At 70.3% G+C, this 14,571-nt stretch carries 13 protein-coding genes, 1 rRNA gene and 1 riboswitch; of the genes, 12 read left to right on the forward strand and 2 right to left on the reverse strand.

The genetic code is table 11. The features are described 5' to 3' along the window. The 11 genes from rrf to ACWCXC_RS37035 all read left to right on the forward strand — a co-directional run. Positions 1-69: ribosomal RNA gene (gene rrf, locus ACWCXC_RS36985) — 5S ribosomal RNA — on the forward strand; the annotation flags it as partial. Positions 70-238: 169 nt separating this feature from the next. After that, positions 239-847: a CDP-alcohol phosphatidyltransferase family protein gene (locus ACWCXC_RS36990; protein ID WP_450685868.1), complete on the forward strand. Its 609-nt coding sequence runs from the start codon at positions 239-241 to the stop codon at positions 845-847. Positions 848-959: 112 nt separating this feature from the next. Further along, positions 960-3,455, forward strand: coding sequence for a sugar phosphate nucleotidyltransferase (locus ACWCXC_RS36995; protein WP_450685867.1), 2,496 nt, complete (start codon positions 960-962; stop codon positions 3,453-3,455). 155 nt (positions 3,456-3,610) lie between these two features. Continuing rightward, positions 3,611-4,537 carry a DUF881 domain-containing protein gene (locus ACWCXC_RS37000; protein ID WP_450891772.1) on the forward strand — a complete coding sequence of 309 codons (927 nt, stop codon included), beginning with the start codon at positions 3,611-3,613 and terminating at the stop codon, positions 4,535-4,537. Then, positions 4,534-4,866, forward strand: coding sequence for a small basic family protein (locus tag ACWCXC_RS37005; protein ID WP_003970459.1), 333 nt, complete (start codon positions 4,534-4,536; stop codon positions 4,864-4,866). Before ACWCXC_RS37000 ends, ACWCXC_RS37005 begins: the two co-directional genes overlap by 4 nt. A gap of 5 nt (positions 4,867-4,871) precedes the next feature. Then, positions 4,872-5,675, forward strand: coding sequence for a DUF881 domain-containing protein (locus tag ACWCXC_RS37010; protein ID WP_450891773.1), 804 nt, complete (start codon positions 4,872-4,874; stop codon positions 5,673-5,675). 189 nt (positions 5,676-5,864) lie between these two features. Then, on the forward strand, positions 5,865-6,653 hold the full coding sequence (locus ACWCXC_RS37015; RefSeq protein WP_450685864.1) for an FHA domain-containing protein: 789 nt from the start codon (positions 5,865-5,867) through the stop codon (positions 6,651-6,653). A 39-nt stretch (positions 6,654-6,692) separates the two neighbouring features. Beyond that, on the forward strand, positions 6,693-7,436 hold the full coding sequence (ftsR, locus tag ACWCXC_RS37020) for a transcriptional regulator FtsR (protein ID WP_450685863.1): 744 nt from the start codon (positions 6,693-6,695) through the stop codon (positions 7,434-7,436). Between the two features lie 53 nt (positions 7,437-7,489). Next, positions 7,490-7,963 carry a bifunctional nuclease family protein gene (locus ACWCXC_RS37025; protein ID WP_006123076.1) on the forward strand — a complete coding sequence of 158 codons (474 nt, stop codon included), beginning with the start codon at positions 7,490-7,492 and terminating at the stop codon, positions 7,961-7,963. Between the two features lie 156 nt (positions 7,964-8,119). Continuing rightward, positions 8,120-8,737 (forward strand): MerR family transcriptional regulator, encoded by a 618-nt coding sequence (locus ACWCXC_RS37030; RefSeq protein ID WP_450685862.1) that lies wholly within the window; start codon positions 8,120-8,122, stop codon positions 8,735-8,737. A 101-nt stretch (positions 8,738-8,838) separates the two neighbouring features. Next, the gene (locus tag ACWCXC_RS37035; RefSeq protein ID WP_450891774.1) at positions 8,839-10,335 is read left to right on the forward strand and encodes a DNA polymerase IV; all 1,497 of its coding nucleotides are present in this window, start codon (positions 8,839-8,841) and stop codon (positions 10,333-10,335) included. Here the strand turns inward: ACWCXC_RS37035 and ACWCXC_RS37040 are convergent. Further along, positions 10,260-10,628, reverse strand: a complete 369-nt coding sequence (locus ACWCXC_RS37040) for a PRC-barrel domain-containing protein (protein WP_450684756.1) — start codon at positions 10,626-10,628, stop codon at positions 10,260-10,262. The genes ACWCXC_RS37035 and ACWCXC_RS37040 overlap by 76 nt on opposite strands. A 113-nt stretch (positions 10,629-10,741) precedes the next feature. Further along, positions 10,742-10,839, forward strand: a riboswitch (glycine riboswitch). A gap of 193 nt (positions 10,840-11,032) precedes the next feature. Between ACWCXC_RS37040 and gcvP the strand changes: the two genes are divergently transcribed. Continuing rightward, on the forward strand, positions 11,033-13,918 hold the full coding sequence (gene gcvP, locus ACWCXC_RS37045) for an aminomethyl-transferring glycine dehydrogenase (RefSeq protein WP_450891775.1): 2,886 nt from the start codon (positions 11,033-11,035) through the stop codon (positions 13,916-13,918). Positions 13,919-14,017: 99 nt separating this feature from the next. Here gcvP and ACWCXC_RS37050 read toward each other — a convergent pair whose 3' ends face one another. Then, on the reverse strand, positions 14,018-14,224 hold the full coding sequence (locus ACWCXC_RS37050) for a DUF5999 family protein (protein WP_383637967.1): 207 nt from the start codon (positions 14,222-14,224) through the stop codon (positions 14,018-14,020). Between the last annotated feature and the right edge of the window lie 347 nt (positions 14,225-14,571).

The following is a 14,571-nucleotide window of genomic DNA, read 5'->3' on the forward strand; positions in this document are numbered from 1 at the left end:
GAAGCTAAGCCTTTCAGCGCCGATGGTACTGCAGGGGGGACCCTGTGGGAGAGTAGGACGCCGCCGAACAATCATTGTGGGAAAGCCCCGTGCCATTGGCACGGGGATTTCTTGCGTTCCAGGGACGGTTCCCTCGCGTCCCGGAGTGCGTGTACTCGTACCCCTGTGCACCCGCCGGCCGAGGCTGAGGGTAGGGTCAGGGGGCATCATTGGCACGTTCTTCACAGGAGGCCCCCGGGTGGAGGTCCAGGAGACTCGCGTTCAGACGGACCGGGTACTCACCATCCCCAACATCCTCAGCATGGCGCGCCTCGTCGGCGTCCCTGTCTTCCTGTGGCTGATTCTCCGCCCGGAGTTCGGCGGACCCCAGAGCGACGGCTGGGCACTGCTCGTTCTGATGTTCAGCGGCGTGAGCGACTACCTCGACGGCAAGCTCGCCCGCCGCTGGAACCAGATCAGCAACCTCGGACGGCTCCTTGACCCGGCTGCCGACCGTCTCTACATTCTTTCCACGCTCGTCGGCCTGACCTGGCGGGAGATCCTCCCCCTCTGGCTCACCGCCGCGCTGCTCGCTCGTGAACTCATGCTTCTCGTGATGGTGGGAATCCTGCGCCGTCACGGCTATCCGCCCCCTCAGGTGAACTTCCTGGGCAAGGCGGCCACGTTCAACCTGATGTACGCCTTTCCCTTGTTGCTGCTCAGTGACGGAAGTGGTTGGCTTGCATCGTTGGCCACCGTTTTCGGATGGGCGTTCGCAGGATGGGGTACAACGCTCTACTGGTGGGCAGGGATCCTCTACGTGGTTCAGGTCCGCCGGTTGGTCAAGGCGGATGCAGTAGCCGATTGAGCTCGTTGATGTGGTGCCGCGCAACGTGGCCGGCCCACGGGTGATGACACAGATGCTGCCCTGACGGGCGAAGTCGGCTAACCGTCGTCTCTTCAAGGAGGACGTTTCCGACATGAAGGCCGTCGTGATGGCAGGCGGCGAAGGCACACGCCTTCGCCCCATGACCTCAAGCATGCCCAAGCCGCTCCTTCCCGTCGCCAATCGGCCGATCATGGAGCATGTGCTGCGGTTGCTCAAACGGCACGGGCTCAATGAGACGGTGGTGACCGTCCAGTTCCTGGCCTCTCTGGTCAAGAACTACTTCGGGGACGGCGAAGAGCTCGGAATGGAGCTCAGCTACGCCAACGAGGAGAAACCGCTCGGCACCGCGGGCAGCGTCAAGAACGCGGAAGAGGCGCTGAAGGACGACACCTTCCTGGTGATTTCCGGTGACGCGCTCACCGACTTCGACCTCACCGACCTCATCGCGTTCCACAAGGAAAAGGGCGGCCTCGTCACGGTCTGCCTCACGCGCGTCCCGAATCCCCTCGAATTCGGCATCACCATCGTGGACGAGGCCGGCCAGGTGGAACGCTTCCTGGAGAAGCCCACCTGGGGGCAGGTCTTCTCGGACACCGTGAACACCGGGATCTACGTCATGGAACCCGAGGTGTTCAACTACGTCGAGGCCGATGTCTCCGTCGACTGGTCCGGAGACGTCTTCCCGCAGCTCATGAAGGAAGGCAAGCCGATCTACGGCTATGTCGCCGAGGGCTACTGGGAGGACGTGGGCACCCACGAGAGCTATGTGAAGGCCCAGGCCGATGTCCTCGAACGCAAGGTCGACGTAGAGATCGACGGCTTCGAGATCTCCCCGGGCGTATGGGTCGCCGAAGGCGCCGAGGTCCACCCCGACGCGGTACTGCGCGGACCGCTGTACGTCGGTGACTACGCCAAGATCGAAGCCGGAGTGGAACTGCGCGAACATACGGTCATCGGATCGAACGTGGTCGTGAAGAGCGGCGCCTTCCTGCACAAGGCCGTCGTTCACGACAACGTGTACATCGGTGACCACAGCAATCTGCGCGGATGCGTCATCGGCAAGAACACCGACATCATGCGGGCCGCCCGGATCGAGGACGGCGCGGTCATCGGTGACGAATGCCTTGTCGGCGAAGAATCGATCATCCAGGGCAATGTCCGCGTCTACCCCTTCAAGACCATCGAGGCCGGCGCCTTCGTCAACACCTCGGTGATCTGGGAATCGCGCGGACAGGCCCACCTCTTCGGCGCACGGGGCGTCTCCGGCATCCTGAACGTCGAGATCACCCCGGAACTCGCCGTCCGGCTCGCCGGTGCGTACGCGACGACGCTGAAAAAGGGCGCCACCGTCACCACCGCCCGCGACCACTCCCGCGGTGCCCGCGCCCTCAAGCGCGCCGTCATCTCGGCGCTCCAGGCGAGCGCCATCGACGTACGCGACCTGGAGAACGTTCCGCTGCCCGTCGCCCGGCAGCAGACCGCACGCGGCAGCGCCGGCGGCATCATGATCCGCACCTCGCCCGGCGTGCCCGACTCCGTCGACATCATGTTCTTCGACGAACGCGGCGCCGACCTCTCCCAGGCGCGCCAGCGCAAGCTGGACCGCGTGTACGCACGCCAGGAGTACCGCAGGGCCTTCCCCGGCGAGATCGGGGACCTGCACTTCCCGTCCAGCGTCTTCGACTCGTACACCGGCTCTCTGCTGCGGAACGTCGACACCTCGGGGATCTCCGACGCCGGGCTGAAGGTCGTCGTGGACGCGTCCAACGGCAGCGCCGGGCTCGTGCTGCCGAGCCTCCTCGGACGGCTCGGCGTGGACGCGCTCACCATCAACCCGGGGCTCGACGAGTCCCGGCCGACGGAGACGGCCGAGACCAGACGCTCCGGTCTGGTACGGCTCGGCGAGATCGTCTCCTCCGCCAGGGCCGCCTTCGGCGTCCGGTTCGACCCGGTCGGCGAGCGGCTCTCCCTCGTGGACGAGCGGGGCCGGATCGTGGAGGACGACCGGGCCCTCCTGGTCCTGCTCGACCTCGTCGCCGCCGAGCGGCGCAGCGGCCGGGTGGCGCTGCCCGTGACGACCACGAGGATCGCCGAGCAGGTCGCCGCGTACCACGGGACGCAGGTCGAGTGGACGACGACCTCGCCCGACGACCTGACCCGGGTCGCGCGGGAGGAGGGAACGATCTTCGGGGGCGACGGCCGGGGCGGCTTCATGGTCCCCGAGTTCAGCAGCGTCTTCGACGGCACCGCCGCGTTCGTCCAGCTCATCGGTTTGGTCGCCAGGACGCAGCTCACCCTCAGCCAGATCGACGCGCGCATCCCGCGCGCCCACGTGCTGCGTCGGGACGTCGCGACGCCGTGGGCCGTCAAGGGATTGGTGATGCGCCGGGTCGTGGAGGCGGCCGGTGACCGCGACGTCGACACGACGGACGGTGTGCGCGTCGTCGAGGCCGACGGCCGCTGGGTGATGGTGCTGCCCGACCGGGCCGAGGCCGTCACCCATCTGTGGGCTGAGGGCCCCGACGACGCCTCGGCGCAGGCGCTCCTGGACGAGTGGGCCGCTGTGGTCGAGAGCGCAGGTCAGTGACGTGACCGGCGGCCGGTGCGGGAGCCAGGTGCCCGCCCGGCCGCCGGAGCCTGTCCGCGCGGCGCGGTGCGGCCCCCGGGAGGGCGGGCCGCGCGGCGCCGCGCATCGGTGGGGCCATTCGGCGGTAGCCCCCGCGACGTGCGACTATGTGCGGCATGTCGCAGCAGCCCCCCGATCGGAGTAGTACCGCGCCACCGGCCTCGCGCCCCGACGCGTCCATGTCGCTGCTGACCAATGTGATGGACCACAGCCTGGACGACGGGTACGCGGAGGCCGCCGCGCGCCGTGACGCCGACGGGCGGGCGGGGATGCCCCGGACGCTCAAGGCCAAGCTGGGGCTGGCCGCGTGTCTGGTGCTCGCGGCCCTCGTCGTCACACTCGGGGCCGCACAGGCCCGGGTCGCGGCCCCGGTCCTCGCCAAGGAGCGCGAGGAGCTGATCGACCGCATCGACGCCGAGACGGAGGCCGCCGACACCCTCGAAGCACAGGTCGAGGAGGTCCGCGACGACGTGAACCGGCGGCAGCGCAAGGCCCTGGAGAAGCACGGCGGGGACCAGACCGAACTGGTCGCCCTTCTCTCCGGCGCGACACCCGTGCAGGGCCCCGGGGTCAAGCTCGTCGTCGACGACGCGAAGGACTCCGACCAGGGCGGCGGAGGACCCCGGGAAAGCAGCGGATTCTCCGACACCGGACGCGTCCGCGACCGGGACATGCAGCGGGTGGTCAACGGGCTGTGGCAGTCCGGTGCCGAGGCGATCGCCATCAACGGCCAGCGGCTGACCGCACTGTCGGCCATCCGTGCCGCCGGCGACGCCATACTGGTCGACAACAAACCGCTGGTGCCGCCGTACACGGTGCTCGCGGTGGGGGACGGGAAGAAGCTCGCCGCGGCCTTCCGGGACAGCGACGACGGCCAGTACCTTCAGGCCCTGAAGGAAACCTTCGACATCCGGAGCAGCCTCTCCGCGGAGGAGAGGGTGAGCCTCCCGGCCGCCCCCAGCCTGACCGTACGCACAGCAGAGCCTTACAAGGCCGCGGACACGGGCAGTGGCGCGGCACACACAGGGAAGGGCACATCGTGATCGCCGTACTGGGCCTCGTCGTGGGAGTCGTGGTCGGACTGTTGGTCCGTCCCGAAGTGCCGGCGGTGGTCGAGCCCTACCTCCCGATCGCCGTCGTGGCCGCCCTCGACGCCGTCTTCGGCGGCCTGCGGGCCATGCTCGACGGGATCTTCGTCGACAAGGTCTTCGTGGTCTCGTTCCTGTCGAACGTGGTCGTCGCCGCGCTGATCGTCTTCCTGGGCGACAAGCTGGGTGTCGGCGCCCAGCTCTCCACGGGAGTCGTCGTCGTCCTCGGCATCCGCATCTTCTCCAACGCCGCCGCCATCCGCCGGCACGTCTTCCGGGCCTGAGGCCGATGAACGACGACGCGTACGACAAGGAACCGGCCGGGTCCGGGGAGGCCGGGGAGGCCGCACGGCCCGCACCGGCGTCCCCGCCGCTCACCGGGCGTCAGCGGCTGGTGGCCGGGCTCTGGCCGCCCCGGGTCACCCGCGCCCAACTCATCGTCGCGCTGCTGCTGTTCGTCCTGGGACTGGGCCTCGCGATCCAGGTGCGGTCCAACAGCGACAACAGCGCTCTGCGCGGTGCCCGCCAGGAGGACCTGGTCCGCATCCTCGACGAGGTGGACGACCGCACGCAGCGGCTGGAGGACGAGAAGCAGCGCCTGGACGACCAGCGCACGGAGCTGGAGAACAGCTCCGACCAGGCCGAGGAGGCCCGGAAGCAGACGGTCGAGAAGGAGCGTCAACTCGGCATCCTCGCGGGTACCGTTGCGGTGCACGGGCCCGGCATCACGTTGACCATCAACGATCCGGGGGACGCCGTGCAGGCCGACATGCTGCTCGATGCGCTCCAGGAGTTGCGTGCGGCCGGTGCCGAGGCGATCGAGGTCAACGGCGTGCGCGTGGTGGCCCACACGTATTTCTCCGGTGACGGCGGCGCCGTGGAGGTGGACGACCGCAAGATCTCCGCCCCGTACGTCTTCAAGGTCATCGGCAAGCCGCAGGATCTGGAACCGGCGCTCAACATCCCCGGTGGGGTGGTGCAGACGCTGGAGAAGGAGCAGGCCACCGTGCATGTGGCACAGTCCGACGACATTGTCGTCGACGCCTTGCGACCGGCGGAGCGGCCTGACTACGCTCGATCATCGGCCCAGTGAACCGGGGCGCGAGGGCGTCGGGGGACACGGGCGGGAGGTTGCGGGGGGTCGCCGCACCGTATCGGTGGTGCGTGGTGGAAACTGTCGAGTGGCTACGGACGTTGTGTAGATGTCCGGGTCGGCAGGTGTGTTCATTCAGGGTTCGTCCTGCCCCACGGGCGGGTCTGTTTCGGTCAAGGGGAATCGCCCGTGAAGTTGTTTGGGAAGTTGTTCGGCAAGAGCGCACGCGATGACGCCGCACGCCATCGCGCACCGCGCCACGGCCAGAACGAGGAGCAGGGCGGCGAACGCCCGCTCTTCCGCGATCAGGTGGCAGGTTCGGGGGGTGACATTTCGGGTGGTTCCGGCGCGTCGTCCGTTGACCCTGCCGGTGCCGGCCGCATAGGTTTCGGAGAACCGTCAACCTCAAGTACGGGTGGAGGGTTCGCCCCGAGGCAGGAGGCTTCGTCCATGCCGGTCTGTACGAGGTGCGGTCACCGAAACGCCGAAGCGAGCCGGTTCTGCTCCAACTGCGGTGCGCCGCTGCGGGGCGGAGTCCCCGAGCGTGCCTCGGAGACCACGTCGACCATCTCCATCTCAGGGCTCGAGGCCTACGAGGCGGAGGCCACCGGGCAGACGGCCCTGCCGTCGCTGTCGCCCGAGGCCCAGGCGGCCGTGGACGCCCTGCCGCTCGGCTCCGCGCTCCTCGTGGTGCGCCGCGGGCCGAACTCGGGAAGCCGCTTCCTGCTGGACAGCGAGCTGACCACGGCCGGCCGCCACCCGCAGAGCGACATCTTCCTCGACGACGTGACGGTCTCGCGCCGGCACGTGGAGTTCCGCCGGAACGCCGACGGCAGCTTCACCGTGGGGGATGTGGGGAGCCTCAACGGCACCTATGTCAATCGCGAGCGCATCGACTCGGTCCCGCTGTCCAACGGTGACGAAGTACAGATCGGCAAGTACCGGCTGGTCTTCTACGCGAGCCAGCGCGCTGTCTGATCCGCCCCCGACTCCGTTCGGGGGACCCCAGGAAGGGCCATGCTGAGAACACCGACGGGCGGTGCCGGTCACGGCACCGCCACCGCCGACGACCGCCCGATGAGCATCGGCACGGTGCTCTTGCAGCTGCGGGACGAGTTCCCCGAGGTCACGATCTCCAAGATTCGCTTCCTGGAGGCCGAAGGGCTCGTCGAACCGCAGCGGACCCCCTCCGGATACCGCAAGTTCCACGCCGAGGACGTCGAGCGCCTCGCGCAGGTGCTGCGGATGCAGCGGGACCACTATCTTCCGCTGAAAGTCATCCGCGAGCATCTGGACGCCCTCGCCCGGGGCGAGCAGGTCGCCCTGCCGTCCCCGGGCGGTGAGCGGGAACCGGCCGAGTGCGCCTGGACCACGGGGCCGGGGCGGGCCACCGCGGCCCGTATCGGCCGGGCGGAGCTCCTGGCCGCCGCCGAGGTCACCGAGAGCGACCTGGAGGCATGGGAGGCCTACGGGCTCGTCGCGCCGACGGCCGAGGGCGGCTACGACGCCGAGATGGTCAACGTCGCCAGGCTTGTGGCGGATCTGGGGCGATTCGGTCTGGAACCCCGGCATCTGCGGGCGATGCGCGCCGCCGCGGACCGCGAGGCCGGACTCATCGAGCAGGTCGTCGCACCCCTGCGCCGGCACAGGAATCCGCAGACCAGAGCCCATGCGGAGGCCACCGCGAGGGAGCTCGCGGAGCTGTCCGTACGGCTCCACGCGGCCCTCGTCCAGACCGCCCTGCGCATCCGTCTCCACTGATCCGGACGGTGCCCGACTACCCAAACCTGCCGAGCACGTCCTAGGGTTGCTGTGTGAACGAGCTCGACGTTGTGGGTGTCCGGGTGGAAATGCCCTCCAACCAACCGATCGTGCTCCTGCGTGAAGTGGGAGGCGACCGGTACCTCCCCATTTGGATCGGTCCCGGTGAAGCGACCGCGATCGCCTTCGCTCAGCAGGGCATGGCCCCGGCCAGGCCGCTGACCCATGACCTCTTCAAGGATGTGCTCGAGGCCGTCGGCCAGGAGCTCACCGAGGTCAGGATCACGGACCTCCGGGAAGGCGTCTTTTACGCGGAGCTGGTCTTCGCCAGCGGTGTCGAGGTGAGCGCGCGTCCCTCCGACGCCATAGCGCTCGCCCTGCGCACCGGAACGCCGATCTACGGCAGTGACGGGGTGCTCGACGACGCGGGGATCGCGATCCCCGACGAGCAGGAGGACGAGGTGGAGAAGTTCCGCGAGTTCCTCGACCAGATCTCACCGGAGGACTTCGGCACGAACAGCCAGTGACGTCCCCGGGGCGCATCCGACAAGCCTTTCCCGGTCGAGCGGCACGGGAAACCACCCTCAGGGTGATTATCACTCGGCGTGCCGAGTGTGGCGATCGTTGACGCACCCCGAGTGACTGCCTACCTTCGAGTGGGCAGGTCAAGGACGGAGGTCGGCGTGAGAAACAGCGGCGACGGTACGGCGGCGGGCGCGCCGTATCCGCAGCAGGGGAGTACGGCCGGCCACACCATCAGGCAGCCGGTCGCACCGGCCGCCGTGGCGGGGGACGGCGTGACAGCGGCCAACGACATCGGCTACCGAGGACCGACCGCCTGCGCCGCCGCGGGCATCACCTACCGACAGCTCGACTACTGGGCCCGTACGGGCCTGGTGGAGCCGAGCGTCCGCCCGGCCTACGGCTCCGGGACCCAGCGGCTCTACAGCTTCCGGGACGTCGTCCTGCTGAAGATCGTGAAGCGCTTCCTGGACACGGGCGTGGCCCTCCAGAACATCCGCACCACCGTGCAGCATCTGCGGGCCCGGGGCTTCCAGGACCTCGAACGCATGACGCTGATGAGCGACGGCGCGACCGTCTACGAGTGCTCCTCGCCCGCCGAGGTCGTCGCTCTGCTCCAGGGGGGCCAGGGCGTCTTCGGGATCGCCGTCGGCGTGGTCTGGCGCGATGTGGACGCCGCTCTCTCCCAGCTCCACGGGGAGCGCGTCGACACCGGCGAGACGCTGATCGGCAACAACCCGGCCGACGAGCTGGCCCGCCGCCGCAACCGGGCCGGCTGACCGCTCCCCGTACGGCAGGACGGCCACGCACCGGAGGAACCGGCGCGTGGCCGTCGTTGTGACGGGGCGGCTGTCAGTGCCGTAGGGCACCATCGGGTGATGTGAGAGCCGCGCCCACCATCCTTCATCTGGACATGGACGCCTTCTACGCCTCGGCGGAGCAGGCGGCGAAGCCCAGCCTGCGCGGCAAACCGGTCGTGGTGGGCGGACTGGGGCCGCGCGGGGTCGTCGCCACCGCCTCCTACGAGGCCCGGCGTTTCGGGGTGCATTCGGCGATGCCCATGGCCCAGGCCCGCAGACTCGCGCCCAACGCCGCGTATCTCGTCCCGCGCTTCGGCCTCTACCGCACGGTGAGCGACCAGGTCATGGCCCTGCTCGGGCGGCTCTCCCCGCTGGTGGAGCCGCTCAGCCTCGACGAGGCGTTCGTCGACCTGGAGGCCGGCGGAACGGCCGACGACAGCGCCTCCGCCCTGGAGATCGGCCGGCAGTTGCGCGCGGCCATCACGGCCGTGACCGGGCTCAGCGGATCCGTCGGACTGGCCGGCTCCAAGATGCTGGCGAAGATCGCCTCGGAAGAGGCCAAACCCGACGGAATCCTGCTCATCGAACCGGGTACCGAGCGGGACCTGCTCGCGCCCATGCCCGTGCGCACCCTGCCCGGGGTCGGACCCGCCACCGCCGACCATCTGCGCCGGGCCGGCATGACCACGGTCGACGACCTGGCCGAGGCCGGTGAGGCGGAGCTCGTACGGCTGCTGGGCAAGGCGCACGGCACCGCGTTGCACCACATGGCCCTGGGCCGCGACGACCGGCCCGTCGTCGCCGAACGGGACGCCAAGTCGGTTTCCGTCGAGGACACCTTCGACGCGGATCTGCACGACCGGGTCCGGATCAGGACCGAGGTCGAACGGCTCGCCGACCGCTGCGTCCACCGGCTGAAGGGCGCGGGGCGCTCGGGACGCACGGTGGTACTGAAGGTGCGGCGCTACGACTTCTCCACGCTGACCCGCTCCGAGACGCTCCGGGGGCCCACCGACGACCCCACGGTGGTCAGGGAGGCCGCGGCGAGGCTCCTGGAGGGCGTGGACACCACCGGGGGCGTACGGCTGCTCGGCGTCGGGGTCACCGGACTGGCGGACTTCACCCAGGAAGACCTCTTCGCGCAGGCGGCCGGAGAGCGCGCGGCGGCCGCCGAGGCCGCAGCCGGGGCCGCGGCGGCCGAGGCTGCCGGGGCGCACGGGCCCGAGGGCGCCCCGGGGGACGCCGGGGACGGCCGTCGCGGCCCGGAGGGTGGGGAGCCGGAGGAGAGCGCCGAGCAGCGGGCCGCGCGGCGCTGGCCGGCCGGCCACGACGTGCACCACGAGGAGTACGGACACGGCTGGGTGCAGGGGAGCGGGGTCGGCCGGGTCACGGTGCGCTTCGAGGAACCGGAATCGGAGCCGGGCCGGGTGCGGACGTTCCGGATCGACGACCCGCAGCTGCGCCCGGCCGAACCGCTGCCGCTCGTGAGCGATCCGGCGGACTACTCCTCGTGGCCGGCCAGCCTGCCGAAGTCGCGGTCGGGGCCGCCCGCGTCGGGCGCCGAGTCCAGACCGTAGTGGCGGTAGAGCTGGAGCTCCTGCTCCGGCGAGAGGTGCCGGCCCACCCCGAAGTCGGGGGCGTCCTTGATCAGGGCGCGGTCGAAGGGGACGCGCAGCGTGTCGTCGACCAGCTCGCTGGGTTCCAGAGGGACGAAGGCGTCCCGGCTGAACAGCCCGGTGCGGACGGCCGCCCACTCCGGCACACCGGTGGCGTCGTCGAGGTACACCTCGTCCACCGTTCCGATCTTGGTGCCCTTGCGGTCGAACGCCTTGCGGCCGATCAGGCTGCGCGGATCGATGTCGGTCTGCACGGTCCCTCCCACTGGTCGTGGCTGCTCCACAGGCACTACAGAAGTCCACAATCGTGGTCTCGGCCACTCGGGAAGGGAGCCGGGAACCCCGCTGGTAGGCTTGAGACGGCTGCTGACCCCGTGCGGGAGAGTCCTCCGGAAGCCCTCCGGAGGGCGCCGAAGGAGCAAATCCTCCCCGGAATCTCTCAGGCCCCCGTACCGCACGGACGAGGTCACTCTGGAAAGCAGGGCGGGTTCCGTACGGCTTCGGCCGCGCCGGGCCCCTCCCTCACCGACGGTGAAAACCGGTGCGCCCCGCAGGCACCGGTGAAGCTCTCAGGTTGAGATGACAGAGGGGGAGGCCGTTCGGGCACCCCGCGCCGTGGTGCCCCTCGCAGGTCGTGACAGACCAGGAGGCCTCCATCATGACCCCCCGTCGCCCTTCGCTCGCCCAGCTGGAACAGGGAATCCCGTTCGAGCAGCGCCACATCGGTCCCGATGCCGAGGCCCAGGCGAAGATGCTCGCCCAGGTCGGTTACGGCTCGCTCGACGAGCTGACCGCGGCCGCGGTGCCCGACGTGATCAAGAGCGCCGAGGCGCTGGCCCTGCCGGACGCCCGCACCGAGGCCGAGGTCCTGGCCGAGCTGCGCGCCCTCGCGGACCGCAACCAGGTGCTGGCCCCCATGATCGGGCTCGGCTACTACGGCACCTTCACCCCGCCGGTGATCCTCCGCAACGTGATGGAGAACCCCGCCTGGTACACCGCGTACACGCCGTACCAGCCCGAGATCTCGCAGGGCCGCCTCGAAGCCCTCCTGAACTTCCAGACGATGGTCGCCGACCTCACCGGGCTGCCCACCTCCGGCGCCTCGCTGCTGGACGAGGGCACCGCCGCCGCCGAGGCCATGGCGCTGGCCCGGCGCGTCGGCAAGGTCAAGCAGGGCGTCTTCCTGGTCGACGCCGACACCCTGCCGCAGTCCGTGGCCGTCATCCGGACCCGCGCCGAGCCCACGGGTGTCGAGGTCGTCGTCGCGGACCTCAGCGACGGGATCCCCGCCGACGTCGCCGAGCGAGGCGTCTTCGGCGTCCTCCTGCAGTACCCCGGCGCCTCCGGAGCCGTACGCGATCTGCGCCCCCTCATCGAGCGGGCCCACGAGCTGGGCGCGATCGTCACCGTGGCCGCCGACCTGCTGGCGCTCACCCTGCTCACCTCGCCCGGCGAGCTGGGCGCGGACATCGCCGTCGGCACCACGCAGCGCTTCGGCGTCCCGATGGGCTTCGGCGGACCGCACGCCGGCTACATGGCCGTCCGCGAGAAGTTCGCCCGCAGCCTTCCGGGCCGCCTCGTCGGCGTCTCCGTGGACGCGGACGGCAACAAGGCCTACCGGCTGGCGCTCCAGACCCGTGAGCAGCACATCCGCCGCGAGAAGGCCACCAGCAACATCTGCACCGCGCAGGTGCTGCTCGCGGTCATGGCCGGCATGTACGCCGTCTACCACGGCCCCGACGGGCTGCGCACCATCGCACGGCGCACCCACCGCTACGCCGCGATCCTGGCCCAGGGCCTGCGCGACGGCGGCGTCGAGGTGGTCGGTGACGCCCACTTCGACACGCTCACCGTCCGCGTCCCGGGCGGGGCCGCCGCGGTCGTCGAGGGCGCCCGAGCCCGCGGGGTGAACCTGCGCCTCGTCGACGCCGACACCGTCTCCCTCGCCTGCGACGAGACCACCACCCGCGCGCTGGTCGAGTCCGTCTGGGCCGCCTTCGGCGTCGAGGCGGACATCGAGGCGCTGGACGCCACGACCGCCGACGCGCTGCCCGAGGGGCTGCTGCGCGACGACCCGGTCCTGACCCACCCGGTCTTCCACCAGCACCGCTCCGAGACCGCGATGCTGCGCTACCTGCGCCGCCTCGCCGACAAGGACTACGCGCTGGACCGCGGCATGATCCCGCTCGGCTCCTGCACCATGAAGCTGAACGCGACGGCCGAGATGGAGTCCATCACCTGGCCCGAGTTCGGCGCGCTGCACCCGTTCGCCCCGGCCGAGCAGGCGGAGGGCTTCCTGACGCTCATCCACGAGCTGGAGGAGCGCCTGGCCGAGGTCACCGGTTACGACGCGGTCTCCCTCCAGCCCAACGCGGGTTCGCAGGGCGAGTTCGCCGGGCTGCTCGCCGTCCGCGCGTACCACCGCGCCAACGGTGACGAGAACCGGACCGTCTGCCTGATCCCGTCCTCCGCCCACGGCACCAACGCCGCGAGCGCCGTGATGGCCGGGATGAAGGTCGTCGTGGTGAAGACCGCCGACGACGGCGAGGTCGACGTCGAGGACCTGCGCGCCAAGATCGCGCAGCACCGCGACGAGCTCGCGGTGCTGATGATCACCTACCCGTCCACCCACGGTGTGTTCGAGGAGCACGTCGCCGACATCTGCGCCGAGGTGCACGACGCGGGCGGCCAGGTGTACGTGGACGGCGCCAACCTCAACGCGCTGGTGGGCCTCGCCAAGCCGGGCCGGTTCGGCGGCGACGTCTCGCATCTGAACCTGCACAAGACCTTCTGCATCCCGCACGGCGGCGGCGGTCCGGGCGTCGGCCCGGTCGGTGTGCGCGCCCACCTCGCACCGTACCTGCCGAACCACCCGCTGCAGCCCGCCGCGGGCCCGGAGACCGGTGTCGGACCCATCTCGGCCGCTCCCTGGGGCTCGGCGGGGATCCTGCCCATCTCCTGGGCGTACGTACGCCTGATGGGGGGCGAGGGCCTCAAGCGCGCGACGCAGGTCGCCGTACTCGCGGCCAACTACATCGCCAAGCGGCTGGAGCCGCACTACCCGATCCTGTACACCGGCCCGGCGGGTCTCGTCGCGCACGAGTGCATCGTGGACCTGCGGCCGCTGTCGAAGGCGACCGGCGTCAGCATCGACGACGTCGCCAAGCGCCTCATCGACTACGGCTTCCACTCGCCGACCATGTCGTTCCCGGTCGCCGGCACGCTGATGATCGAGCCGACCGAGAGCGAGGACCTGGCGGAGCTGGACCGTTTCTGCGACACGATGATCGCCATTCGCGCCGAGATCGAGAAGGTCGCGTCGGGCGAGTGGAGCGGTGACGACAACCCGCTGGCCAACGCGCCGCACACCGCGGCCGCGCTGGGCGGGGAGTGGGAGCACGCCTACAGCCGCGAGACCGCGGTCTTCCCGGCCGGGGTCTCGGCCGCCGAGAAGTACTGGCCGCCGGTGCGCCGCATCGACGGCGCGTTCGGCGACCGCAACCTGGTCTGCTCGTGCCCGCCGCTGGACGCGTACGACGACTGAGCCGGCGGCGCGCCGTCGCGAACGGGCGGTGTGACGCGGACATGCGTGGGGGCCGGTGCGGAGATCTCTCCGGGCCGGCCCCTTTTCCGTACCTGCGGCTCAGGCCGCCTTCGCCACCCGGCCGGTGCCCAACGGCCGGTGCGGGGCGATGATCTGTCCGTCGGGAAGCAGCTCACCGGTGTCCTCGAAGAGCAGGACGCCGTTGCACAGCAGGCTCCAGCCCTGTTCCGGGTGGTGAGCCACCAGGCGGGCGGCTTCCCGGTCGGCGGAGTCGGCTGTGGGGCAGGGTGGCTGGTGCTGGCACATGGATGGGTTCTTTCGCTGCGTCGAGTTGAATGTCCTGCGGCTGGACGAGGTGTTCATGACCGCTCCCCCGTATCGATCGGTCCGATCCCAGTGTTGCCCCACGGACGTGATTCCGCAGGGATTTCGCAGCAGCGCTCCTTCTCCTCTCATGACGCGTCACCCGGCCGGACGGTTCAGCACAACTGCACTGTCACTTCGGGTGGTTCGGGGTGGCCGAATGGGGCTAGTCCGGATGGCCCCCGGCCCCGGCGGGCATGCGCGGCGCCCCGCCACCGAGGTGCCGGTGGCGCCACATCGATTCGGCGTGGCTGTGGCCGCTGCGCGAGACGGTCCGCAAGGCCTCGCGC

The sequence above is a fragment of the Streptomyces sp. NPDC001515 genome, assembly GCF_053597115.1.

Bases quoted from the DNA above. Each gene is read 5' to 3' on its own strand.
- ACWCXC_RS36995 (WP_450685867.1), top strand. From the start codon at position 960: ATGAAGGCCGTCGTGATGGCAGGCGGCGAAGGCACACGCCTTCGCCCC.
- ACWCXC_RS37000 (WP_450891772.1), top strand. From the start codon at position 3,611: ATGTCGCAGCAGCCCCCCGATCGGAGTAGTACCGCGCCACCGGCCTCG.
- ACWCXC_RS37010 (WP_450891773.1), top strand. From the start codon at position 4,872: ATGAACGACGACGCGTACGACAAGGAACCGGCCGGGTCCGGGGAGGCC.
- ftsR (WP_450685863.1), top strand. From the start codon at position 6,693: ATGCTGAGAACACCGACGGGCGGTGCCGGTCACGGCACCGCCACCGCC.
- gcvP (WP_450891775.1), top strand. From the start codon at position 11,033: ATGACCCCCCGTCGCCCTTCGCTCGCCCAGCTGGAACAGGGAATCCCG.
- ACWCXC_RS37050 (WP_383637967.1), bottom strand. From the start codon at position 14,224: ATGTGCCAGCACCAGCCACCCTGCCCCACAGCCGACTCCGCCGACCGG.